The organism is Streptomyces sp. NPDC008317 (assembly GCF_042955955.1).
Classification (GTDB): domain Bacteria; phylum Actinomycetota; class Actinomycetes; order Streptomycetales; family Streptomycetaceae; genus Actinacidiphila.
This window is the reverse complement of record NZ_JBIBFQ010000013.1, coordinates 73,184-95,725: the sequence shown is the minus strand read 5'-3', so window position 1 is coordinate 95,725 and position 22,542 is coordinate 73,184. Positions and strand designations below refer to the sequence as shown.

The window sequence follows — 22,542 nt, the reverse complement described above, 5'->3', positions numbered from 1 at the left end:
TGCACGATGGGGGAAATGGGCGCCTCGGGGGCGACGGGGAGGGGGGATTGAGGGGGCTCAGACGGGGTTTGGCCGCGCTTCCGGCGAGGGTGGGGAGTCGTGGGCCGGGAGGGGGCCGGGGGGCGGGCAGCGGGGCGGGCACGGGTTCGTCGCGTGGCGGCTGACCTGGTGTTTTACGCGGATTCGCCTAGGCTGGGGGGCTCGGGTGGACGCGGTCGGAGGGGGATCTCGTGAGTCGGGGCGGCGCGGAGGACGGCAGGGAGAAGGCCGGCGCGGAGGAGGTCCGCTGGCGGTACGAGGCCAGCGACATCACGGTGCTGGACGCGAGGGAGACCATTCGGCGGCGGCCTGGCATGTATGTCGGGACGACCGGCCGACGCGGGTTGCATCAGATGGTGTTCCAGGTCATGGGTCGGGCGGTGGACGAAGTGCTGGCCGGGCGGGCCGGGACCGTGGACGTCGTCCTGGGACCCGGCGGCGAGGTCAGCGTCGCCGACGACGGGCCGGGGGTCCCGGTGGAGGTCGCGGAGGACGGCGACGGCCTCGAAACGCTGCTGACCCGCACGGCCGGCAGGCCGCAACCCCCCGGTCGGCACTGCGCGGTCCTGGAGCGGGCGGGCTTCGGGCCCTTCGTCGCCAATGTCCTGTCGAGCAGCCTGACGGCCGAGGTACGGCGCGACGGGGTCCGGTGGGTGCAGGAGTACGAGCGCGGCGGCGCGATCGCGCCGCCGACCGTCGTGGGACCGGCGGCCGGCACCGGGACCACCCTCAGCTTCCGGCCCGACCCGGAGATCTTCCCGACCACGGAGTGCTCGTTCGCCGCGCTCGCGGACAGCTTCAGGGAGCTGGCGTTCCTGAACAGGGACCTGGAGATCTCGCTGACCGACGCGCGGTCACCGGGCGGGCAGCAGTCGGTACGGTTCCGATTCCCGTACGGGGTACAGGACTTCGTCGTCTTCCTCGACAGCCCCCACGGTCACGACGACCCCGACGCCCCGGCCCGGACACCCCTGCACCCCGACGTCATCGCCTTCGCCCGGGAGGACCCGCGGATGGAGGGGACGGCCGAGGTGGCCCTGCGGTGGTGCTCCTCCCCCGACGAGCGCATCCGGAGCTTCGCCAACAGCGCGCCCACCCGGAACGGCGGCGCGCACCTGGCGGGCTTCCGCGACGGACTCGCGCTCGCGGTCAACGCCTTCGCCCGGGAGCGGAGGCTGCTGTCGGCGGCCGATCCCGATCTCGGCGTCGACCGGATCGGCCAAGGACTGACCGCGGTCGTGTCGGTGAAGGTGGACCATCCCTGTTTCGAGGACCTGGCCCACGGCACGTTGGGCAACGCCGAGGTGCGCGCCTGCGTGAGGGAAGCGGTCAGGGAGCACGTCGGCAGGTGGGCGGAGGAGCACGCGGACCGGGCCGCGGCCGTCGTCGGGCGGATCGTAGGGGTCAGCGGGCGGGCGGGGTGAAACGGTCGTGGAGACCTCCGGACCCGACCGCCGCCGACGCGCCCGCCTCACCGGTCTGAGCGACGAGTCCGGCTCGGAAGAAGGAAGTAGGCGAGGAGGAGGGTCATGACGGCTACGCCGGCCCACATGGCCTGTTGCCAGCCGTCGACGAAGGACTGCTGGGCGGCGCGGACGAGGGCGGGGGCGGTGGGGCCGCCGGTGGCGTGGGCGGCTTCGACGGCGTTGGCGATGCCTTCGCGGGCGGTGGCGGCGGTGGCCGGGGGCACGCCGTCGAGGCGGGGGCCGATGGCGCCGCGGTAGCCGGAGGACAGGAGAGCGCCGAGGAGGGCGACACCGAGGGCGGTGCCGAATTCGCGGGTGACGTCGTTGAGCGCGGAGGCGACCCCTTGGCGTTCGCTGGGCAGCGAGCTGGTGATGGCCTCGGTGGCGGGGGTCATGGTGAGGCCCATGCCGATGCCCATGGCGAGCATGCCGGGCAGGACGGAGAGGTAGCCGCCGTCCAGGGAGACGAGGGTGGCCATCAGGGCCAGGCCCGCGCCGCCGAGGAGGATGCCGAGGGCCATGGTACGACGGCTGCCGACCCGTTCGGCGAGACGCGGCGCGAGGCCCGAGGTGGCCATCATCAGGACGGCCATCGGCATGAGGGCCAGCGTGGACAGCAGGCCCGACCAGCCCAACACGGCCTGGAGGAACGGGAAGAGGACCACGAAGATCCCGGCCTGGACGCCGAAGACGGCCAGCAGCGCGACGGAACCGCCGGCCAGGCCGCGCTCGCGGAAGAGGCGGACGTCCAGCAGCGGGCCGTGCCGCCGCAGCTCCCAGACCACGAAGCCGGCGGCGGCCAGGACGCCGACCAGCAGGCTGAGCAGGGTCACGGGCGCGGCCCAGCCCCGCTCGGGCCCTTCCTGGAGTACGAAGATCAGCCCGACCACCGCGACCACCGAGGTCAGCGCCCCGACCGTGTCGAAGGAGTGCGTCGCCGCGTCGCGCGAGTCGGGCACGGACCGCACCGTCATCACGGCGGCCACGAGCACGAGCGCCACGGGCAGGACGAAGAGATAACGCCAGCTCGCCACGTCGACCAGCGCGGCCGACAGGAACATGCCCAGGATGCCGCCCCCGCCCGCGACGCCGGTCCACACCCCGATCGCCCGCCCGCGCTCCTCGGCCGGGAAGGTGGAGGTGATGACGGCGAGCGTCACCGGCATGATCATCGCCGCGCCCACACCGCTCAGCACCCGCGCCGCGATCATGACCTCGGCCGACGTCGCCAGACCGGCGACGACGCTGGCGCCGCCGAAGACGGCAAGTCCCGTGAGCAGCAGGGGCTTTCGGCCCCATCGGTCGCCGACCGCGCCGAGCGGCAGCAGCAGCGCCGCCAGGCTCAACGTATAGATGTTGATGATCCACAGGATCGTGCTCTGCGAGGCGTCGAACGCGACGGCCAGGTCGGGCTGCGCGACGTTGAGGCCGGACACCGAGGCGATGACGGCCATCAGCGCGACGCAGACGGAGATCAGGATCGCGCGGCGCCGACGCGGGTCGTCAACACCTGCCGCGTCAGGGGCTGTTACGTCGACCGGTACGTCAACGCCCGTGCCCACGGCTGCGGCTTCGGCACTGACCCGCGCGGGCCGGTTCGGACTCTCCGTACTCATCTGGACGGACCTTTCACCAGGGACGGTCAACAGGGGAAACGCGGGAGCGATCGTCGCCACGACCGGCCCCGATGTGCAAAATTGTTTGCCGATCGGCAAACTGGGCTCCATGGATCATGTAGACGGCATGGCTGGCGCGGGCGGCACGGACGGCGCGGCTGGCGCGGACGGCACCGACGGCACCGACGGCACCGACGGCACCGACGACGAAGTGGGTCGCACCCTCGACGCCGTCGGCCCCCGCCTGAAGAATCTGCGGCTCGGCCGGGACCTGACGCTGACGCATCTGGCGGCGGCGACCGGCGTCTCGGTCAGTACGCTGTCGCGGCTGGAAGCGGGCCTGCGCCGCCCCACGCTGGAGCAACTGCTGCCGCTGGCAAGGGTGTACGGCGTCACCATCGACGAGTTGGTCGACGCGCCCCGCACCGGCAACCCGCGCCTCAACCTGCGCCCGATCGCCTGCAAGGACGGCTCGACCGTGCTGCCGCTGACCCGCAGGCCCGGCGGCATCCAGGCGTACAAATTCGTCCTGCCCGCCCCGCCGCGCGGCCCCGTGGAGCCCGTCCTGCGCACCCATGAGGGCTACGACTGGATCTACGTGCTCAACGGCACGCTCCGGCTGGTGCTCGGCGAGCACGACCTCGTGCTGAAGCCGGGCGAGGCGGCCGAGTTCGACACCCGTACGCCGCACTGGTTCGGCTCCACCGGCTCGGGGCCCGTCGAATTCCTCAGCCTCGTCGGCAAGCAGGGCGAGCGCGCGCACGTACGGGCGGCGCCGGACCCCGCCGCGTCAGAGCGCTCCTAGGGCGCGTCCGCCGCGGCGAGAGCCGCCTCGGTGTCGGCGGCGGCCAGGTCGGCGTTGATGTGCGCACCGGCCAGGGCGCCCGCGGCGGCGGAGGCGCCGACCTGGGCCGTCAGGTCGGTGGCGTTGCCCGCGACCCACACGCCCGGCACCGACGTGGTGCCCGCGGGGCCGGTGGCGGCGAAGCGGCGGCCCATCCCGCCCGGCAGGTCCTCCATCGGCAGACCGAGCCCGGCCAGTCCGTCGGTACGGGCCAGCATGCGGGTCGCGACGGCCAGGACGCGGCGCGGTACGAACCGGCCGTCGGTCAGCCGTACGCCCGCGATGTGCCCGCCCGCGGCGGACCCGGAGCCCTCCGTGGGCCCAAGGCTCGCCGTGGACCCGGAGGCCCGCGTAAGCCCGGCGCCCTCCGTGGACCCGGTCGACTCGACCGCCGCCACCGGGGTGTCCTCGACCCGGATCGCGCGGGCGGCGAAGCGCGTACGGGTCTCGTCGTCCAGGTCGGTGCCGCGCGTGAAGTAGACCAGGTCGTCGGTCAACTGCCGGAAGAGCAGGGCGTGGTGGACGGAGGCGGGGCCGACGGCGAGTACGCCAACGGGCTCGTCGCGCACCTCCCAGCCGTGGCAGTACGGGCAGTGCACGAGGTCGTGCCCCCAGTGCCGGGCGAGGCCGGGGATGTCGGGGAGTACGTCGCGCAGGCCGGTGGCGACCAGGAGGCGGCGGGCGCGGAGGGTGGCGCCGTCGGCGAGGGTGACCGTGAAACGCGGGTCGGCGCCGGGGGCGGCCTCGGCGGCGGTCACCTCGCCGACCAGCACCTTGCCGCCGTACCGCCGTACCTCCTCCCGGCCCCGGCGCAGCAGCTCCGCCGGGGGGATGCCTTCGAGGCCGAGGAGGCCGTGGACACCGTCGGCGGGCGCGTTGCGCGGGGTCCCGCTGTCGACCACGGCGACGGAGCGGCGGGAGCGGGCGAGCATGAGGGCGCCGTTGAGTCCGGCGGCGCCACCGCCGATCACCACGGCGTCGAGGGTCGGGGCGAAGGCGTCGGCCCCAAAGGCGTCGGCCCCATCGGCGGGATCGGTCACACCGGCCGGATCGGCCGCACCGGCCGGATCGTTCACGTGCGCGGGAAGCGTCGCGGGCATGGGCGTACCTCTCTATACGTGTCGGCTCTCTACGCGTCGGCTTGCGCCCTTGCGCTGAGCGGGAGCCCCGTCCGGGGCCCGGTACGACCACGCTAAACGGACTTTGCGCGCGAGGCATAACATGTTGCCTATGACGCAAGACGATGGAGATCTCGACAGCCTGGTGCGCAAGCGGATTCGCGCGCTGCGGGTGGCGCAGGGCTGGTCGCTGGACGAACTGGCCGGCCGCGCCCGGCTCAGCCCTTCCACGCTCAGCCGGATCGAGAACGGTCAGCGCCGTCTCGCGCTGGACCAGCTCGTGACCCTCGCGCGCGCCATGGACACCACGCTCGACCAGCTCGTCGAGACGGCCACGGAGGACGTCATCTCCAGTCCGATGATCGACTCCGCGCACCAGACGATGCGCTGGGCCGTGAAGGCCGACCCGGGTATGACGGTCGTACGGCAGCGCCTGACGAATCCGCCGCCGGACAGCCCCTCCCGGCTGCGCGCCCACCCCGGGCGCGAATGGCTCGTCGTCCTGTCGGGCACGGCCGTGCTGCTCCTGGGCAATCGGCGCTTCCGCGTGGAGACCAACCAGTCGGCCGAATTCCCGACGATGCTGCCGCACGCCATCGGCGCGGAGGGCGGGCCCTGCGAGCTGCTGGGCATCTTCGACCGTGACGCGCGGCGCGGGCACCAGCGCGGCGACGAGAAGAGCGGCGGCGAGGGGGACGGGGTCTGAGCCCGTTCGGCGAATCGGGTACGCCGGGGCCCACGAATCGCGCAGGTCGGCGCCCGCGAATCGGGTACGTCGAGGCCCGCGCAGGCCGGAGCCCGCGACTCGCGCGGGCCAGGGCGCGCGACTTGCGCCGTCGGCAGCCCGGACGCCCACCGTCTTGCCGTTCCCGAAAGCGACCGGGCCGCCCGCCCACGGCCCTCATACGGTGGGCGCCATGACTCACGCAGCCCCGCACGCGGCCCACGACGCCCACGGTCACGCCCCGCACGACCACGATCACGGCACCCCAAAGGCCAGCGCCTCGCACCACGACGCCGAGGCCGACAGCCAGGCCGACATCCTCGACCTCGACGCGGAAGTCCTCGCCGAGCACACCGCCTCGATCACCGCGTGGCTGCCCGTCGAAGCCGCCCCCCGCCACATCGTGGACCTCGGCTGCGGCACCGGAGCCGGGACCCTCGCCCTGCTGCGGCGCTTCCCCGAGGCCGAGGTCATCGCGGTCGACACCTCGGCCGACCACTTGCACCGCCTGCGCCGCAACGCGGAGGCGGCCGGGGTCGCCGGGCGCGTCCGTACGGTCCAGGCGGACCTCGACACGCGGTGGCCCGACCTCGGCTCGCCCGACCTGGTCTGGGCGTCGGCCTCCCTGCACCACATGGCGGACCCGGAGCGCACGCTGCGCAAGGTCCGCGACACGCTCGCGCCCGGCGGGCTCTTCGCCGTCGTCGAGTTGGCGGGCTTCCCGCGTTTCCTGCCCGAGGACGCGCCCGCGGAGCGCCCGGGGCTCGAAGAACGCTGCCACGCCGCGCTCGACCACCACCACACCGAGCACGTGCCGCACCGCGGCGCCGACTGGGGGCCCATGCTGAGCGCCGCGGGCCTGACCGTCGTGGGCGAGCGCGTCGTGACCGTGAACATCGGCCCGCCCCACGCCGAGGCCGTCGGCCGGTACGCGCTCACCAGCCTGACCCGTATGCGCGGCGGCATCGCTGGGACCCTGGCACCGGAAGACCTCGCCGCGCTCGACCGGCTCCTCGACGCCGCGGGCCCGGACAGCATCGCGCGCCGCGACGACCTGACCGTGCGGACCGAGCGCACGGTGTGGGCGGCGCGGCGCGCGTGAGTACGACCGTGGCCCGCGCCTGACCGGGGACGTTCGCCCGTACGACCATCCGCCGGTACGCCCGCCGTGGACCGGCACCGGATCGGCCGCGGTGCGGGCCGTGCGGCGCGTGGGCAGCGGGCGGTGCGGGTGACCGGGCGGACAGTCGAGGCGCCAACGCCCTTGCCAGTCAAGGCCCTTGCCCTCGACTGCCCTTCGGCCAGAGTTCACCCGCCACCGGTGGGCTTGTCCGCCGCCCCGCTGCTCCAATGGATGCCGCCGATGGCCAACTGGCCTTGTCAGCGGTCGACATGGAGGTTCGGGCTGATGAAGATCTGGCGAGCGGGAAGCACGGTGGCCGTCGCGGCCACCCTGGCGCTGCTGCCGCAGGCGGCGTACGCGACGACCTGGCAGCGCCTTCCCGCGTACTCCACCTGGACGGGCATCACCGCCCTGGAGCGCGGGCAGGGCATCGCCACCGACGGCACGTACTTCTACTACTCGGGCACGTACAGCCTCGACAAGGCGACGGTCGAGGGGAACCACGAGACGGCCTCCAACGCCCTTGCCATTCCTGGTGCGTTGAGCGGCGCCTACGGTTCCGACCACATCGGGGACATCGACGTGTACGGGGGCTACGTCGTCGCCCCGATCGAGGACGGCAACGGCTACCGGAATCCGCTGCTCGCCCTGTACTCCGCCAACGACCTGAGCTGGACGGGCCGTTACGTACGCCTGCCCCTCGCGCTGCTGCCCGGCGGCGTCCCGTGGGTGGCCGTCGACCCGGCCACCGGCCTCGTCTGGACCGCCCCCTGGAACCAGGACAGCGCCCAGGGCACCGACGAACTCGTCGGCTACCGCCTCAGCGACCTCCTCTCGCTCCCCGCCGGAGCCGAACTCCCCGTCGCCACCACCGTCCGCCTCTCCCGCCCCCTCAGCCGCATCCAGGGCGCCACCATGCTCGACGGCTCCCTCTACGCCTCCGTGGACGGCGACGGCGACAAGGCCGTCTACGCCATCGACCCCGCCACCGGCACCGTCACCCGCGCCTTCACCCAGGACGTCCAGCCCGACGACGAGGTCGAGGGCATCACCGCCCTCGACCTCGGGCCCTCCGGCGGCCGGCTCCACGTCCTCAACGTCGGCAGCGGCTGGAAGTCGATCTTCCTCTACCTCCAGCACTACCGGCCGGTGGGCTGACGCACCGGCGCCGTCCCGACCCGCCTCAGCGGGCGAGGCGGGTCGGAACGGGGCCGAGGCGGGTGAGTTTCTCGGGGTTGGCCACCGCGTGGCGGCCGGGGCCGGCGAGGAGGGCCGCGACGCGGGCGTCCCCGTGCACGGGGACGCGGGAGGCGGGGGCGGGGCCGTCGGCAACGGCGACGAAGGCGACGTCGGGGGCCGTCAGCAGCGGCTCCGGCAGCCACTCGCCGACGTACTCCTCGCGGCGGCGCGCCAGCGTGCGCAGCCGGTTGAGCGGCTGCCGCATGACGACCCGTACGAGGTACGCCCGCGGGTCGCCGACCCGCGACCGCGGACCAGATCTCCCCCGTGTACGGGGACCTGCACACCCACCGCGACCAGGCCGAACGGATCTTCACCGTCTGACCGTCGCCGGAGCCGGAAACCGGCGGCACCGCACCCCCGACGGGCACGGGTCCCGTCGGGCCGCCACGGCCCGCCACGCGTCCCCGACCGCGTCGTGTTCCGGCGGGCGGGCCTCCGGATCAGCGGGCGAGGAGGTCGCGGAGGGCCGTGACGACCGTCGCCGGGGACTCCTCCGCCATGAAGTGGCCGGTGTCGACCGTGGTGTGCCGGAGGTCGGGGGCCCACGCGGACCACAGCGCGGCGGCGTCGAACCCGAGCGCCGCGCCCCAGTCCTGCTGGAGGACGGCGACGGGCATACGCAGCCGGTTGCCCGCGGCGCGGTCGGCCGCGTCGTGGGTGACGTCGATACCGGCCGAGGCCCGGTAGTCCGCGACGATCGAGGGGATCGCGGCCCGGCAGGCGGCCAGGTAGACGGCGCGCACGTCGGCCGGGACGGCCTCGGGAGCCCGGACCCACAGGTCCAGGAAGTGGCCGAAGAAGAGGTCGGGGTCGGCGGCGATCATCCGCTCGGGCAGACCGGGCGGCTGCGCCATCAGGTAGAGGTGGAAGCCGACGGCGGCCGTGGTGCCGTGCATGGCGTCCCACATGTCGAGGGTGGGCAGGACGTCGAGGCAGGCGAGGTGCGTGACCGTTCCCGGGTGGTCGAGGGCGGCGCGGAAGGCGACCAGGGCGCCGCGGTCGTGGCCCGCGAGCGCGAAGCGGTCGTGGCCGAGGGCTGCGGCCACGGCCACGATGTCGGCGGCCATGGTGCGCTTGGCGTAGACGGCTGGTGCCGTCCCGGCGGGGCCGGCCGTGTCGTCGGCCTCGGCCGGCTTGTCGCTCGCGCCGTAACCCCGCAGGTCGGGGCAGATCACGGTGTGGTCGGCGGCGAGGTCGACGGCCACGTGCCGCCACATCAGGTGGGTCTGCGGAAAGCCGTGCAGCAGGACGACGGGCGGCCCGGAGCCGCCGACGGCGGCGGTGAGGGTGACGCCGTCGGCCGCGGGGACGCGGCGGAGGTCGAAGCCGGGGATGGCGGGTGGCATGGGGTGCCCCTTTCGGTGGGTGGACGTACGCGGGCCGTGCCCCGTACGCGGCGGTGCCGGTCGGTCGTACGCGAGCCGGGCGCGTAGGCGGTCCTGGTCCGTACGCGGGCCTGGTCCGTACGCGGGCCTGGTCCGTAGGCGGTCCTGGTCCGTACGCGGGCCGTGCGCGTACGCGGTCCGGGCGTATACGCGGTCTGTGCGCGTACGCGGTCCGGGTCGTACGCGGGCCTGGCGCGTCAACGGGCTCGTGCTTCCAGCGTGTGGGCGGCGGATGAGCAGCCGATGAGCGCGCTACCGTGACCTGGGGGAACTCCCGGAGAGGCGGTACGCGGTGCGGGTGGCGTTCGGCGTGCTGGGGCCGGTGGCGGCCTGGGCCGAGAGCGGGGACGGCCCGGACGAGGCGGTACGCGGTGCGGCCCTCGCGCTGAGGGGGCCACGGCACCGGGCCGTACTGGCCCGCCTGGTCATCGCCCGCCGCCGCGTCGTACCGGTCGCCCGGCTGGTCGAGGACCTGTGGCCGGAGCGGCCGGGGAACGACGGCGCGGGTCCCGGCCACTCCCCCGCGCCGCCCGCCGACCCCGTCGGCACCCTCCGTACCTTCGTCGCGGCCCTGCGCCGCACCCTCGAACCCGACCGGCCGCCGCGCGCGCCCGCCCGGCTGCTGGTCACCGAGGGCCCCGGGTACGCGCTGCGCGCCGCGGCCGACACGGTGGACGCGTGGCGCTTCGAGCAGGCCGTGACCGAGGCCGCCGGGCTGCCGCCGAAGGACGTACTCGCCCTGCTCCAGCGGGCGTTGGGGTGGTGGCGCGGGCCCGCGTACGCCGAGTTCGCCGACCAGCCGTGGGCCCGCGCCGAACGCTCGCGCCTCGCCGAACTGCGGCTGCACGCCGTGGAACGCCGGGCCGAGGCCCGCCTCTCCCTCGGCCTGGCCGCCGAGGCCGCCGCCGACCTCGACGCCCACGCGGCGGAGCACCCCTGGCGCGAGGACGCCTGGCGCCTGCTGGCCCTCGCCCTCTACCGTTCGGGCCGCCAGGGCGACGCCCTGGCCGTACTGCGCCGCGCCCGCGCCCTCCTGGTCGAACAGCTCGGCGTCGACCCCGGGCCCGGCCTGCGCGCCCTCGAAGCCGACATCCTCCGGCAGGACGACGACCGCCTCGACCCCGGCGCGGGCGGCGCCGAACGCGTCTGGGCCGAGGCCACCGCCGCCTACGACCGCACCGTCCCCACCGGCGCCCGCGCCCGCCTGGAATCCACCGTCACCCTCCTGCGCGGCCTCGCCGTCACCGGTGGCGACGGGCTCCGGTCCGCCCGCCGCCACCGCCTCGCCGCCGTCTCCGCCGCCGAAGAACTCGGCGACCCCCACCTCTGCGCCCGCGTCATCGGCGCCTACGACGTCCCCGCCGTCTGGACCCGCCTCGACGACCCCGCCCAAGCCGCCCAGGTGGTGGCCGCCGCCGAACGCACCCTCACGGCCCTGCCGCCGGGCCCCGCCGAAGAGGCCCTGCGCGCACGGCTGTTGGCGACGATCGCGCTGGAGACGCGGGGCGCGGACGTCGGCGGCGCGAACGTCGGCGGCGGGGGCGGTGGCGGCGGGGGCGGTGGCGGCGGGCGCGGGGCGCAGGCGGCCCGGTTGGCGCAGGAGGCGGCGCGGCGGCTGGACGATCCGGTGCTGCTGGCGTTCGCGCTCAACGCGACCTTCATGCAGACGTTTCAGCGGGCGGGTCTGGCACCGGAACGCGATGCGATCGGCGCGGAGCTGGTCGAACTCTCCGCGCGGCACGGCCTGTTCACGTCCGAGGTGCTCGGCCGGCTCATCCGGCTCCAAGCGGCCTGCGCACGGGGTGACTTCGGGGCGGCGGACGAGCACGCCGCCGCCGCCGACCGGCTGGCGGAGCGTCATGAGCTGCCGCTTGTCGGGGTGTTCACCCGGTGGTACGGGGCGCTGCGGCTCGCGGAGACCGGGACCTTCGAGGCGGCCGAGGCCGCGTACGGGGATGCCGCCGCCGAGCTGACGGGCGCCGGGATGCCGGGGCTGGAGCGCGGGCTCCTCCCCCTCGCCCTTCTGTGCCTGCGGCTCCGGCACGGCCGCGACCTGCTCGTCCTCGCGCGGACCGACGCCGACTGGGGCCCGTACGTCCCGTGGGTCCGCCCCCTCCTCCTGCTCGCCGAGGACCGCCGCCCCGAGGCCGCCGTCGCCCTCCGGGGTGCCCCCGCGCCCCCGCACGACCTCCTCTACGAAGCCATGTGGACCCTCACCGCCCGCGCCGCCCTCGCACTCGACTCCCCGCCAGCCAAGCGGCGGGCCCACGCCGAACTGCTGCCCGCCGCAGGTGAGCTGGCCGGCGCCGCCAGCGGACTCCTGAGCCTCGGCCCCGTCGACAGCCACCTGCGCGACCTGGCCGCCGCCCTGCGGACCCCCTGACCGAATTCGACGCGCCCCGACCCGCCTTCCCCCGCCATCATCAGTCCATGGTCCACATCGAGGTCGTCCAGGGCGACATCACCAAACAGGCCGTCGACGCCATCGTCAACGCCGCCAACGAGTCCCTCCAGGGCGGCGGCGGAGTCGACGGCGCCATCCACTGGGCCGCCGGCCCCCGTCTCGCCGAGGCCGGCGCCGCCGTGGCGCCCTGCGCGCGGGGGGACGCCGTCGCCACTCCCGGGTTCGACCTCGACCCCCCGATCCGGCACGTCATCCACACCGTCGGTCCCGTATGGAAGGGCGGCGCCTCCGGCGAGGCCGACGTCCTCGCCTCCTGCTATCGCCGCTGCCTCGAAGTGGCCGACACCCTCGGCGTCTCCACCCTCGCCTTCCCCGCCATCTCGACCGGCATCTTCGGCTTCCCCGCCGACCAGGCGGCTCGCATCGCCGTCGCCGTCCTCACCCACGCGTCGACTCGCGTCGAACACGTACGCCTCATGGCCTTCGACCGCCCCTCCCACGCCGTCCTCACCACCGCCCTCGCCGAAGCCTGACCCCTCCCCGGGACCCGTGGCGACACTCAGCCCCGTCGTGTCGCGTCGCGCCCACGCGGCACCAGCCGCCAATAACACACAGCCCCGCGCCCCTAAAAACCTCGACCCACCCACCCCGCACGAGGCCGAACCCCACAGGGGCGCGGGGAACGGCGCGGACAGCCACGGCGGTGGCGCGCCGTTCGCACGGCGGGTCGTGCCCCGAAGGGGCGCGGGGAACTGCGCGGACAACCCCCACCGGCCCGGCGGCCCGGAAACCACCGCGACCGCCCCGAACCGACCGGCGAGGCCCAGCGGGCCGCCGAAGGGGCGCGGGGAACTGCGCGGGGAAGCCCTGCCGGACCCGGGGGGCGGGAAAGCGGGGGCCGGGCCGGGAGGGGGCGGGACCCCTCGTCAGGGGGGCTGGTCGCGGTGGAGGGTGAGGCGGGTGAGGTCGATGACCAGGCGGAGCAGAAAGGCGAGGAAGACGAGGTCGATGAGGACCTGGACGCTGACGAGAATGCGGGCGAAATCGCTGGTGGGGGCGATGTCGCCGTAGCCGACGGTGCCGAGGGTGACGATGGCGAAGTAGAGCCCGGCGGTGCGGTCGACCGGCTCGGTGAAGCTGCCGGGTGAGAGGTGGGAGAGGGAGACGTAGGCGCTGGCGAAGAGCGCGAGGAAGAAGGCGAAGGTGACGACGAGGGTCTCCACGGCGCGGAGCTGAGGAAGATCGGCGTGGAGGATGCGGCGGAGTTCGAGGAGCATGACCGCGACGAAGACGACGGCGCCGATGCCGAGCCGGATCAGGGCGGCGGCGTCGGGACGGCCGCCGTTGAGCGGCAGGAAGTAGTACAGGACCAGGATCGCCGCCGTGGACAGCACGCAGCGGACCACACTCGCGGCCATCGCCCGGCGCCGCTCGGGGCGGTCGAGGTCGGCCAGCCGCCGCGCGCTCATCGCATCACTCCCTCGCCGGACGGACCGCCGGTCTCGATCGTCCGACGCCCGCGCCCCGGCGGCAATCCGGCCGGGTCCGAACGGGAACGGACGGGAACGCACGGGAAAGGACGGGGCCGAACGGGAACGCACCGCGTTCCCTATTTCCCCTCCTCCCCCTCCCACCCCTTCCATAGTTCGCGTCACGAACCACCACCCGATCGCCCCTATCCCGTAGGCTGGCCGTATGGGGAAGGACGCGGGCGAGCACATGGGAGTCGTCACCGCATTGGTGCGCTCCTCCTTCCTGGTAAACGCCGTGTACGCGGAGGCGGGCCGGGGGTACGGACTGACGCCGCAGCAGGGGCAGTTGCTGTGCGTGCTGATGGGACAGCCCCTGGGAATGGGCGAGTTGGGCAGCATCCTGGGGCTGGCGAAGTCGAGCCTGACCGGTCTTGTGGACCGCTGCGCGCAGCGCGGGCTGGTACGGCGGGAGGCCGATCCGAGCGACGGCCGCGCGGTACGGGTCGCGCTCACCGCCGAAGGGCGGTCGCTGGTCGACGCGTTCTACGCCGACACCTGCCGCCGCGTCGAGGAGTTGCCGTCCGGCCTGACCGAGGCGGAACGGGTCACGCTCGCGGGTCTGCTCAGCCGCGTGGTCCGCGACAACAAGGTGCCCGCCGTCTTCCTCGAACTGGACGAGGGCCCCGTCGCGCACTGAGCACGCGCCACGTCCCGTACCCGAAGGCTCAGCCCGTGCCGAAAAGCGCCGCGAACCGCCCCACGAGCAGATCCCGCCCCTTGTACGCGGCCACCCGCTCGGCCGGTAGGAGCACGGGTACGGGGGTCGGCCGGTCGTCGGACAGGGTCTGGCCGACACCCCCGCCGGGCCCGAGCGGCAACAGGACGGACGGTACGGGCGAGGGCCGGTAGACGGCCGAGGGCCGTTCGCCGCGCACCTGGGCGAGGATGTTCTCGGCGACGACGGCGGCGTGCTTCATGGCGTACCCCGCCATCTTGGCCTCGGCGAGGTCGGTGAGGTCGCCGAGCGCGTAGACGTGGTCGTGGACGTGGACGTGGTCGTGGACGCGGTCGTGGACGTGGACGCGGTCGTGGACGCGGTCGTGGACGTGGTCGTACGTCCCGCCGTTGCCATGGACGTTGAGCGTGTCGGTCACGCGGACCTGCCCCTTGGCCGTACGGGCGGTGAGGCGGCCGTCGGAGAGGTAGTGGCTGTTGACGCGTACGCCGTAGCAGCGGAACCAGATGTCGGCGGTGACCTGGTCACCGGAGGACGTGGCGACCGTGAACGTCTTCGCCTGCCCCGGCTCGGTCGGCGGCTGCGCGGCCAGGGTCGTACCGAGGCGCAATTCGACGTCCAGCGCGTCCAGTTGGCGCAGCAGGTCGTCCCGAAGCTCCGGCATGAAACCGGACAGCAACCGCTCGGCCGGGTCGAGGACGACGATGTGCTTGTCCGGCCACACGGCCCTGATCTCACCGGCGAGTTCGAGCCCGACGGGGCCCGCGCCGACGATCAACACCCGCTCGGACAGCGCCAGTTCGTCGTGACCGACGCGCAGTCTGCGCAGCGCCTCGGCCGTGGAGTCGGTCTCGGTCTTCGCCGGGAAGGCGTAGTCGGAGCCGGTGGCCAGGACGAGGAAGTCGGCGTCGACGCGGGCGCCGGAGGCCAGTGTGACGCCGCCGGGGTCCACCGAGGCCGCGCGGTCGCGGACCACCCGGCCGCGCGCCAGCAGCCGGTCGTACGGGAAGAACATGTTCGCCGCCCAGTCGGGCCTGACCAGGGCGCGCAGCGCGCCCGCCGCGTGCACGAAGGCGTCCTTCGGCTCGATCAGGACGACGTCCGTGTCCTGGTCCAGCGCCTTGGCGACGGCGGCGCCCCCGTACCCCCCGCCGACGACCGCGACCGTCCGCACCGCACGCGCCGCGCCCTCCGTACCCGCACCAGCACCACCACCGACGCCTGAATCCGCACCCGCACCCGCCATGTTCACCACTCCCCGCACACCTCGACATTTCGTTCGTCCTACGAACCATATTAGTTCGTAGAGCGAACCGTAAAGCCGTGCAGGTGAGGGCGCGGACGGCGGGAGAGGCGGAAGGCCGCGGACACTGCTTGACTCTCACGTCGGGGAAGACCCCAGCATCGGACGCGCGCCGGACGGAGGCCCGGCGCGAGGAGGGACGGAGGAGCGCGGGCATGGAGCGGGACACGGGACCCGGCCTGATGGGCATCGGGGCCTTCTCGAAGGCGGCCAGGCTGTCGCAGCGGGCGCTGCGGCTCTACGACGAGCTGGGCCTGCTCTCCCCCGCCCGCGTGGACCCGGCGACCGGCTACCGCTGGTACGCACCGGAGCAACTGGAGAAGGCCCGCCTGGTGGCGTGGCTGCGCCGCCTCGGGATGCCGCTGGCCGGAATCCAGGAGGTCTGCGCCCAGGAGGGCCGGGACGCGGCCCTGTCGGTCCGCGCGTACTGGACCCGCGTCGAGGCCGACACCGCCGCCCGGCGGGACCTGGCCGCCTTCCTCATCGACTACCTGTCCTGGAAGGACCCCGCCATGTCAGCCGCCACCGCACCGCTCGGCATCCGTTACGCCGCCCTGTCCGACACCGGGCTCGTCCGCGAGAGCAACCAGGACACCGCCTACGCGGGCTCCCGCCTGCTCGCCGTCGCCGACGGCTTCGGGACCGGCGGCGCCCCAGCGGGCGCCGCGGCCGTCGACGTACTGAAACGCCTCGACGCGGGCGCGAACACCGTCCCCGCCGGTGAGCTGCTGAATGCCCTGGAGGACGCCGTCGAGCAGGCCGGGCGGGCCGTCCGCGGCGTCGCCGCCGCCGAGCGCGAGCCGGGACACGTCGGCACCACCCTCACCGCGATGCTCTGGACCGGCTCCCAGCTCGCCCTCGTCCACATCGGCGACTCCCGCGCGTATCTGCTGCGCGACGGCGGCTTCTTCCAGATCACCCACGACCACACGATGGTCCAGTCGATGGTGGACGAGGGCCGCCTCAGCCCGGCCGAGGCCGAGTCCCACCCCCAACGGTCCCTGCTGGCGCGGGCGTTGTCGGGTACCGGCCCGGCCACCGACGGGAGCGCGGGCGCCGACATCCGGCTCCAGGACGCCCGCCCCGGCGACCGCTATCTCCTCTGCTCCGACGGGCTGTCCGCCGTCGTCCCGGCCGACGACGTACACGCCACGCTCGTGACGACCCCGGACCCCGACGACGCGGTCCGCGCGCTCGTGGCCCTCGCCAACCGCAACGGCGGTCCGGACAACGTCAGTTGCGTGGTCGCGGACGTCGTGGAGCTGCCCGCCTGACGCCCATGGCCCGCTGATCCACCGGACGGGCCCTAGGACTTGGGCCCTAGGACTTGGGCTCCAGCACGTCCACGCGCGGCAGGTCCCGGTGCCGGTGGTGCGCGTCGGCGACGGCGGCCAACGCGGGCCGGTCCAGGGCACGGTAGGCCGCGGCCAGCAGCTCATGGGCGTGACCCTCGCGGGTCGCGTCGCCGACCGAGGCCCAGTGCAGGTCGCGGCCGAGGACCAGCGCCTCCGTCGGGTCACCGGCCGCGAGGCGCCGCCGCGCCTCGGCGACGGCCGCCGCCAGCTCGCCGGGGTCCGCGAAGACCGCGGCCATGTGCGTGCCGAAGGCGTGCTCGTCCGCGCCGTTGTGCGGCGGGCGGCCGAGTGCGGTCTCGCCCGCCGCGAGGGCGCCGCCGCCGTCGAGCGTGGTGATCCGGCCGGGCTCGACCGGCGGGCGCCGGTAGCCGTACGTGTGGGCGCGTACGTAGTCCGCGCCGGTCGCGGTACGGTCGCCGGTCTCGAACTCGCCGATTTTCGACCGGAGTCGGACCATCCCCGGCGCACGCTCCGCGACCTCCTCCGGCTCCCGGCCGGTGTCCTCGTGCAGGTCGTACCAGTGGCGTTCGAGCGTGACGCGGACCGCCTCCAGCGGGGTGCGGCAGGTGCGGTCGATGCCGCCGCCGTCGTCGTTGTTGTAGTACGAGCCGACGCCCGCGCAGGTGCGGCCGTCGTCGTACCAGAGGCCGTAGTGCAGGCCGTCGGTGCCGCCGTGCAGGAAGGTCAGGAACTCCGGCGGGTCGCGGTAGTAACGGCCGTGCGCGCGGATGTCGACGCCGTCGCGGGCTCGCGCGCCGGGGGCGTCGAAGAGGTCCATCACGCCGTACGGCCACAGCTCCAGGTCCGCGAAGGCCGACGCCTCGACGGGGTCGAGCGACCCGATGAAGTCGTGGAACCGGAACAGCGAGTCCGGCAGCTCGAACCCCCAGTCGGCCAGCACGCGCGCCTCGACCGCCGCCCGCAGCCGCTCCCGGTCCCGTTCCTGCTCCCGGTTCCGGTCCCGTTCCTGCTCCCGGTCCCGTTCCTGCTCGCTCATCCGTCCGCCCCGTTCGACGACGCCCCGCGCCCGGCTCTGTCCCTGACCCGCGCAGGCTAGCGAAGGCCGCGCAGCCGGGGCGGTGGCGGGGCCGGGCGCGGGGCGGGGCCGGGCGCGGCACTTGGGCGGGCGGCAGGCGATGATCGGACCATGAGCGAAATCGTGCTGATGTCGGACCCGCGCATCGCGGCCATCCCCGTCGAGGACTGCGACGAGCCGCTGCTCGACGTGCGGGGCGGCGTACGGGGCGGTGGCGTACAAGGCGGGGCAGGAAGCGGCGGCCCCGGTACGGACGGACCGCTCGGCGCCGTCGACCCGCGCCGCCAGGACGACGACGGCAGCTTCGCCCACCTGCGCGAGGGCGTCCTGACCCGGCTCGCGCACGCGCGCACGCTGCTGCCCGACGGCGTCGGCCTGCTGTTCGTGGAGGGCTACCGGCCGCCGTCCCTCCAACGCGCCTATTTCGAGGGGTACTCGGCGCAGCTGCGCGCCGCGCGGCCGGAGTGGACGCCCGCGCGGATCAGGGAGGCCGCCAGCCGTTACGTGTCCCCGCCGGAGATCGCGCCGCACAGCGCGGGCGCGGCCGTCGACCTCACCCTCGTCGCGGACGGCCGCGAACTGGACATGGGCACCCGCGTGAACGCCAACCCCGAGGAGAGCGCGGGCGCCTGCTACACCGACGCGCCGGGGCTGTCGGCCGAGGCCCGCGCCAACCGCCGTACGCTGTCCGCCGCGCTCACCGCCGCGGGCCTGGTCAACTACCCCACCGAGTGGTGGCACTGGTCCTACGGCGACCGCTACTGGGCGCTCGCCACGGGCGCGCCGCACGCCCGCTACGGCCCCCGCGAGCGGCCCGGTTCCTGACCCCGCCGACACTCCCGTACCGGGGCGTACGGGCCCCCGTACGCGACGTCCGATACCCGCCAGCGACCGGCGGTCCCGCGCACAACACTGACCGTATGACCTCAGAGATCGCCGCGGCGACCGCACCCGCCGTCCACTCACGCATCGAGCCCGGAATCCTCTACTTCGGCACGCCCGTCGTGCTGCTCTCCACCGTGAACGAGGACGGGTCGGCGAATCTCGCGCCGATGTCGTCGGTGTTCTGGCTGGGGTGGCGGGCGATGCTGGGGCTCGGGGCGCGGTCGCAGACGGCGCGCAATCTGCTGCGCGACGGCGCGTGCGTACTGAATCTGCCCGAGGACTCGATGGCGGCGGCCGTGGACCGGCTGGCGCTGACCACCGGCCGCGATCCGGTGCCCGAGGGGAAGGCGCGGCGCGGATACCGTTACGAGGGCGGCAAGTTCGAGCTGGCCGGGCTGACCCCGGTGGCGTCGGAGACGGTCGCGGCGCCGCGCGTCGCCGAGTGCCCGGTGGCGCTGGAGGCGGTGGTCGAGGCCACCCACCCGCTGGCCGAGGACGACCCTCAACAGCGCGGCGGGATCGTGGTGTTCGAGGTACGGATCACGCGCGTGCTGGTGCACGACAAGGTACGGGCGGCGGGCACGCGGGACCGGATCGATCCGGACATGTGGCGGCCCCTGGTGATGAGTTTCCAGCACTTCTACGGGCTCGGCCCGCGACTGCGGGAATCGGCGCTGGCCACCATCCCCGAACGCCTCTACCGGGGGCCCGACATCGGGCGGTCGCGCGCCGACTCGGGGGCCACGGGGCGCTCTTGACACCCGGGGGCGGCCCGCACAGCCTTGGGTGGCGCGCCCACGGCACCCGAACTCCGCTACTCCGCCGGTGGCGCGCGATGTGCGATACGCGGCGCGCCGGTTCGGAGCGCGGTGGGGGTGGGCACGGCGAGTGGACGCCGCCGTGGTCGTGGATGTGGGACGAGGAGGAGCCGTCATGCGCGGGCCAGACGCGTATCCGACCGTGTCAGGTGTCGCGGCGGCGGCCCGCGTACTGACCCGGCGGCATCCCGACCTGTGCCGGATGCGGCTGGCCGGGGAGTCGCGGGCCGGGCGGCCCCTGTGGCTCCTGTCGGTGGGACACGGCAGCCGGCACGTGCTGGTGGTGGCCGGAGCGCACCCGGACGAGCAGACGGGCGGGGCGAGCGCGCTGTGGCTGGCCGAGCACGCGGTCGCCGACCGGCAGCGGCAGGCCGACGCGGATCTGACCTGGGACTTCCTGCTCTGCCTCGACCCCGACGGCACCGTGCTCAACGAGACGGGTCCGGCCGGGCCCCGGCCGCCCGCCGTCCACTACCGGCACACCTACCGCCCGGCGCCGGCCGATCAGCCCGAGCGGGCCGGGGCCTTCCGCGCGCCGGGTGACGAACTCCCCGAGACGATGGCCCTGTTGGCGGCGATCGACGAGCTGAAGCCGTTCCTCCAGTGCACGCTGCACGGCACCGACGTCGGCGGCGGTTGGGTGCGGCTGACCGCCGATGTGCCGGGCCTGGCCGAGCCGTTCGGCAAATACGCGGCCGAACTGGAGATCCCGGTGCAGACCGGCGCCTACGACGCGCTGCACTGGACCGGGTCGGGGCCCGGCGTCTTCGTGCGGCCCCCCGCGGGCACGCCCGGGCGGTTCACCGACGAGCCGGAGAACGCGGCGGGCTCCACCTGGGCCCGCCCGCACCGGCACGGCGGGCTGACCGCCGTGGTCGAGGTCCCGATGTGGGCCACCCGGCGCGTGGCCGACCAGGACGCGCACCCCGGCCCCGCCCAGGCCGTCGCCTCCCTCGCCGCCCGGCTGCGCAAGGACGGCGCCGCCACCGCGTCGGCGCTGGACCGCGCGTGGCGCCTGCTCTCCCCGCAGGCCGCGCACAGCCCGCTGCTGCGCGGTGTCGAGCAGGCCGTCGGCGCCTTCTCCGGCCTCGCCGACGACTACGAGACGCTCGCCGACGCCTCCCCCGTCCCCCTGACCATGGCCCACGTCGCCGCCCTCGACATCGCCGCCCGCCGTATGCCGCTGCGCGCCTCCGGGATGCTGCTGCGGCTGCTCGACGAGGAGCGCGGCGGCGAGGGCGACCCCGGCGGCGACCACGGCCGCCTGCGCGGCCGGCTGGAGCGCCGGATCGACTCCGGCGCCCGTGACCTGCTGGCCGCGACCGACGCCCACTGGGTGCCGGTCGGCGACCAGGCTGAACTCCAGGCCAGGACCGTCCTGGCAACCGTCGACCTCGCCTCGACGCGGTGACCCGCCCCCTCAAGGACCCCGCCCGCACCCCGGAGAGATCGGCGCACCGTGCCGGGGGCACGTCCCGGTCGAAGGTCGGGGGGAGGGACCGCGCGTTCGGCCACGACGGTGGCGCGGTGCTCGCACGGCGGGTCGTGCCCCCGAAGGAGCGCCGGGGGCACGTCCCGGCCGAAGGCCGAGGAACCGCGCGCCCGACCACCACGCTCCCGCACGTCACCACCCGCCCCCGGGGGGCAGCCCGGCGGTGTCCGGGCCACCCGCCGGTGGTGGGTGCTCGCGCGCCTGACGGGGCGCACCGCCTTTCGTCCGGGCGGCGAGCCGGTCAGTTGGGCGGGCTCGGGCACGACGCTTCCGCAGGTCACCACCCGCCGATGGGGCCTTGGGCCCTTACGTGGGGTGGTCGAGCGGGCCGCAGGCCGGGCAGTCGGGGCGGCGCGGGTGGCGTTGGAGTACGGGGTCGCCGAGCGCCATGAGGTTGATGCCGTAGCGGAAGCCGGGGCGCATCCGCGGGACGCCGGTGAGCAGGGCGATGGCGGCGTGGGCGACGAGCGTGCCGGACAGACCGGCGGTGACGGCGCTCGCCGGATTCCACGGCATGCGGGGCGAGGCGGCGTCCTCGCTCTGGCCGGGGCGCAGCCGCAGGTCGCGCCGTGCGTCCTCGCCCGCGCGCTGGCACTCCCAGCAGGGCCCGTCGCCGGGTACGTGGACGCCCGCGGTGACCAGCGGGCCGCGGTAACCGCCTTCCACCCAGGGCAGATTGAGGGCGATGCAGACGCGGTTGGCCCAACGGCGGATCTCCGGCGGCCGGTCGGCGCCGAGGACCAGCAGATCGTACGGTGACCGGCCGCCGCCGTCCGGGGCGAGGAGCGCGGCGAGGGCGTCGGGGCCGCGGATCTCCCGCCGTTCACCGGTGACGGTGACATCGGAGTTGAGGGCGCGCAGCGCGGCCACCGCCGCGTCGGCTTTCGGCCGCCCGATGTCGGCCTCGCGGTAGAGCGTCTGCCGGTTGAGGTTGGACAGTTCCACGACGTCGGGGTCGACGGTGTGGACGTGACCCACGCCGGAGGCGACCAGCGCCTGCGCTGCCATGCCGCCCGTACCGCCGACGCCGAGGACCAGCACGCGGGCGCCCGCCAGGCGCAGTTGGGCGTTCCACGGGCTGGCCCGTGAGCTGAGGTCCATCCAGCGCAGCAGCGCGACACCGCGGGCGTGCCGTACGCGGTCGCGGTCGACGAGCCCCGCGGGCAGCGGCGCCGCCGCGTCGTCCACGAAACCCGCCTCCCGTAAGTCCGCCATCGCGGAGCCGATCGTGGCGGCGGGCAGGAGTAAGCGGGGGTGCGCGGCGGCGACTTCGGCGGCGATCTGCGCCGCGGTGCGTGTGCCGTCCATCGCCTCGGTAAGGGTCCAGATCCAGCCGTCAGGGTCCTCGATCTCGGCGCCGATCCCGTAGATCACACTGCCGATCCTGACGTTGCCGTCGGCGGTGCGATAGGCCTGGTGTTCGGGTTTGATCCGCGGCCTGAGCAGCGCCTCGGAGTCATCGGTGTGCGGTTCGGTGTGCGGTG

Annotated in this window: 19 protein-coding genes and 1 pseudogene; 12 read left to right on the top strand and 8 right to left on the bottom strand. The window is 74.7% G+C overall.

Going from position 1 to position 22,542, the window contains the following annotated elements:
• The first annotated feature begins 230 nt into the window (after positions 1–230).
• On the top strand, positions 231–1,463 hold the full coding sequence (locus tag ACFY9V_RS32730; protein ID WP_391164051.1) for a DNA gyrase subunit B: 1,233 nt from the start codon (positions 231–233) through the stop codon (positions 1,461–1,463).
• Between the two features lie 47 nt (positions 1,464–1,510).
• On the opposite strand, the gene ACFY9V_RS32725 is transcribed toward ACFY9V_RS32730, so the two are convergent.
• Positions 1,511–3,121 (bottom strand): DHA2 family efflux MFS transporter permease subunit, encoded by a 1,611-nt coding sequence (locus ACFY9V_RS32725; RefSeq protein ID WP_391164050.1) that lies wholly within the window; start codon positions 3,119–3,121, stop codon positions 1,511–1,513.
• Positions 3,122–3,230: 109 nt separating this feature from the next.
• Here ACFY9V_RS32725 and ACFY9V_RS32720 point away from each other — a divergent pair, with 109 nt between their 5' ends.
• Positions 3,231–3,926: a helix-turn-helix domain-containing protein gene (locus ACFY9V_RS32720; protein ID WP_391164049.1), complete on the top strand. Its 696-nt coding sequence runs from the start codon at positions 3,231–3,233 to the stop codon at positions 3,924–3,926.
• On the opposite strand, the gene ACFY9V_RS32715 is transcribed toward ACFY9V_RS32720, so the two are convergent.
• Positions 3,923–4,897 (bottom strand): FAD-dependent oxidoreductase, encoded by a 975-nt coding sequence (locus ACFY9V_RS32715; RefSeq protein ID WP_391164087.1) that lies wholly within the window; start codon positions 4,895–4,897, stop codon positions 3,923–3,925. The genes ACFY9V_RS32720 and ACFY9V_RS32715 overlap by 4 nt on opposite strands.
• Before the next feature lie 289 nt (positions 4,898–5,186).
• Here ACFY9V_RS32715 and ACFY9V_RS32710 point away from each other — a divergent pair, with 289 nt between their 5' ends.
• The 3 genes from ACFY9V_RS32710 (at position 5,187) to ACFY9V_RS32700 (ending at position 8,088) form a co-directional block, all read left to right on the top strand.
• Positions 5,187–5,789, top strand: a complete 603-nt coding sequence (locus ACFY9V_RS32710) for a helix-turn-helix domain-containing protein (RefSeq protein WP_391049693.1) — start codon at positions 5,187–5,189, stop codon at positions 5,787–5,789.
• 211 nt (positions 5,790–6,000) lie between these two features.
• Positions 6,001–6,909 carry a methyltransferase domain-containing protein gene (locus ACFY9V_RS32705; protein ID WP_391164048.1) on the top strand — a complete coding sequence of 303 codons (909 nt, stop codon included), beginning with the start codon at positions 6,001–6,003 and terminating at the stop codon, positions 6,907–6,909.
• A 306-nt stretch (positions 6,910–7,215) separates the two neighbouring features.
• Positions 7,216–8,088, top strand: coding sequence for a hypothetical protein (locus ACFY9V_RS32700; protein ID WP_391164047.1), 873 nt, complete (start codon positions 7,216–7,218; stop codon positions 8,086–8,088).
• Positions 8,089–8,272: 184 nt separating this feature from the next.
• On the opposite strand, the pseudogene ACFY9V_RS32695 reads toward ACFY9V_RS32700, so the two are convergent.
• Together ACFY9V_RS32695 and ACFY9V_RS32690 are read right to left on the bottom strand one after the other, a co-directional pair.
• Positions 8,273–8,419 (bottom strand): annotated as a pseudogene (locus ACFY9V_RS32695) (RNA polymerase subunit sigma-24); the annotation flags it as partial.
• A gap of 193 nt (positions 8,420–8,612) precedes the next feature.
• Complete coding sequence (locus tag ACFY9V_RS32690; RefSeq protein ID WP_355341999.1) at positions 8,613–9,518, bottom strand: alpha/beta fold hydrolase; 906 nt, start codon at positions 9,516–9,518, stop codon at positions 8,613–8,615.
• 331 nt (positions 9,519–9,849) lie between these two features.
• Here ACFY9V_RS32690 and ACFY9V_RS32685 point away from each other — a divergent pair, with 331 nt between their 5' ends.
• Positions 9,850–11,940, top strand: a complete 2,091-nt coding sequence (locus ACFY9V_RS32685) for a BTAD domain-containing putative transcriptional regulator (RefSeq protein ID WP_391164046.1) — start codon at positions 9,850–9,852, stop codon at positions 11,938–11,940.
• A 47-nt stretch (positions 11,941–11,987) separates the two neighbouring features.
• The gene (locus ACFY9V_RS32680) at positions 11,988–12,494 is read left to right on the top strand and encodes a macro domain-containing protein (RefSeq protein WP_391164045.1); all 507 of its coding nucleotides are present in this window, start codon (positions 11,988–11,990) and stop codon (positions 12,492–12,494) included.
• A gap of 393 nt (positions 12,495–12,887) precedes the next feature.
• On the opposite strand, the gene ACFY9V_RS32675 is transcribed toward ACFY9V_RS32680, so the two are convergent.
• Positions 12,888–13,430, bottom strand: a complete 543-nt coding sequence (locus ACFY9V_RS32675) for an ion channel (RefSeq protein WP_355341990.1) — start codon at positions 13,428–13,430, stop codon at positions 12,888–12,890.
• Positions 13,431–13,680: 250 nt separating this feature from the next.
• Between ACFY9V_RS32675 and ACFY9V_RS32670 the strand changes: the two genes are divergently transcribed.
• Positions 13,681–14,130: a MarR family transcriptional regulator gene (locus tag ACFY9V_RS32670; protein ID WP_355342340.1), complete on the top strand. Its 450-nt coding sequence runs from the start codon at positions 13,681–13,683 to the stop codon at positions 14,128–14,130.
• Positions 14,131–14,158: 28 nt separating this feature from the next.
• Here the strand turns inward: ACFY9V_RS32670 and ACFY9V_RS32665 are convergent, their stop codons facing one another.
• Positions 14,159–15,415 carry an FAD-dependent oxidoreductase gene (locus ACFY9V_RS32665; protein WP_391164044.1) on the bottom strand — a complete coding sequence of 419 codons (1,257 nt, stop codon included), beginning with the start codon at positions 15,413–15,415 and terminating at the stop codon, positions 14,159–14,161.
• A gap of 212 nt (positions 15,416–15,627) precedes the next feature.
• Here ACFY9V_RS32665 and ACFY9V_RS32660 point away from each other — a divergent pair, with 212 nt between their 5' ends.
• A complete protein-coding gene (locus ACFY9V_RS32660; RefSeq protein ID WP_391164043.1) occupies positions 15,628–16,746 on the top strand; it encodes a MerR family transcriptional regulator in 1,119 nt (372 codons plus the stop codon).
• A gap of 46 nt (positions 16,747–16,792) precedes the next feature.
• Here the strand turns inward: ACFY9V_RS32660 and ACFY9V_RS32655 are convergent, their stop codons facing one another.
• On the bottom strand, positions 16,793–17,824 hold the full coding sequence (locus ACFY9V_RS32655; protein WP_391164042.1) for an ADP-ribosylation family protein: 1,032 nt from the start codon (positions 17,822–17,824) through the stop codon (positions 16,793–16,795).
• A 150-nt stretch (positions 17,825–17,974) separates the two neighbouring features.
• On the opposite strand from ACFY9V_RS32655, the gene ACFY9V_RS32650 reads away from it, so the two are divergent.
• The 3 genes from ACFY9V_RS32650 to ACFY9V_RS32640 all read left to right on the top strand — a co-directional run bounded on the left by ACFY9V_RS32650 (position 17,975) and on the right by ACFY9V_RS32640 (position 20,977).
• A complete protein-coding gene (locus ACFY9V_RS32650; protein ID WP_391164041.1) occupies positions 17,975–18,688 on the top strand; it encodes a M15 family metallopeptidase in 714 nt (237 codons plus the stop codon).
• Positions 18,689–18,783: 95 nt separating this feature from the next.
• Entirely contained in the window at positions 18,784–19,506 is a 723-nt protein-coding gene (locus ACFY9V_RS32645; protein ID WP_391164040.1) for a flavin reductase, read from the top strand.
• Between the two features lie 175 nt (positions 19,507–19,681).
• Positions 19,682–20,977 carry a M14 family zinc carboxypeptidase gene (locus ACFY9V_RS32640; RefSeq protein ID WP_391049704.1) on the top strand — a complete coding sequence of 432 codons (1,296 nt, stop codon included), beginning with the start codon at positions 19,682–19,684 and terminating at the stop codon, positions 20,975–20,977.
• A 387-nt stretch (positions 20,978–21,364) separates the two neighbouring features.
• Here the strand turns inward: ACFY9V_RS32640 and ACFY9V_RS32635 are convergent, their stop codons facing one another.
• The gene (locus tag ACFY9V_RS32635) at positions 21,365–22,489 is read right to left on the bottom strand and encodes a ThiF family adenylyltransferase (RefSeq protein WP_391128542.1); all 1,125 of its coding nucleotides are present in this window, start codon (positions 22,487–22,489) and stop codon (positions 21,365–21,367) included.
• Between the last annotated feature and the right edge of the window lie 53 nt (positions 22,490–22,542).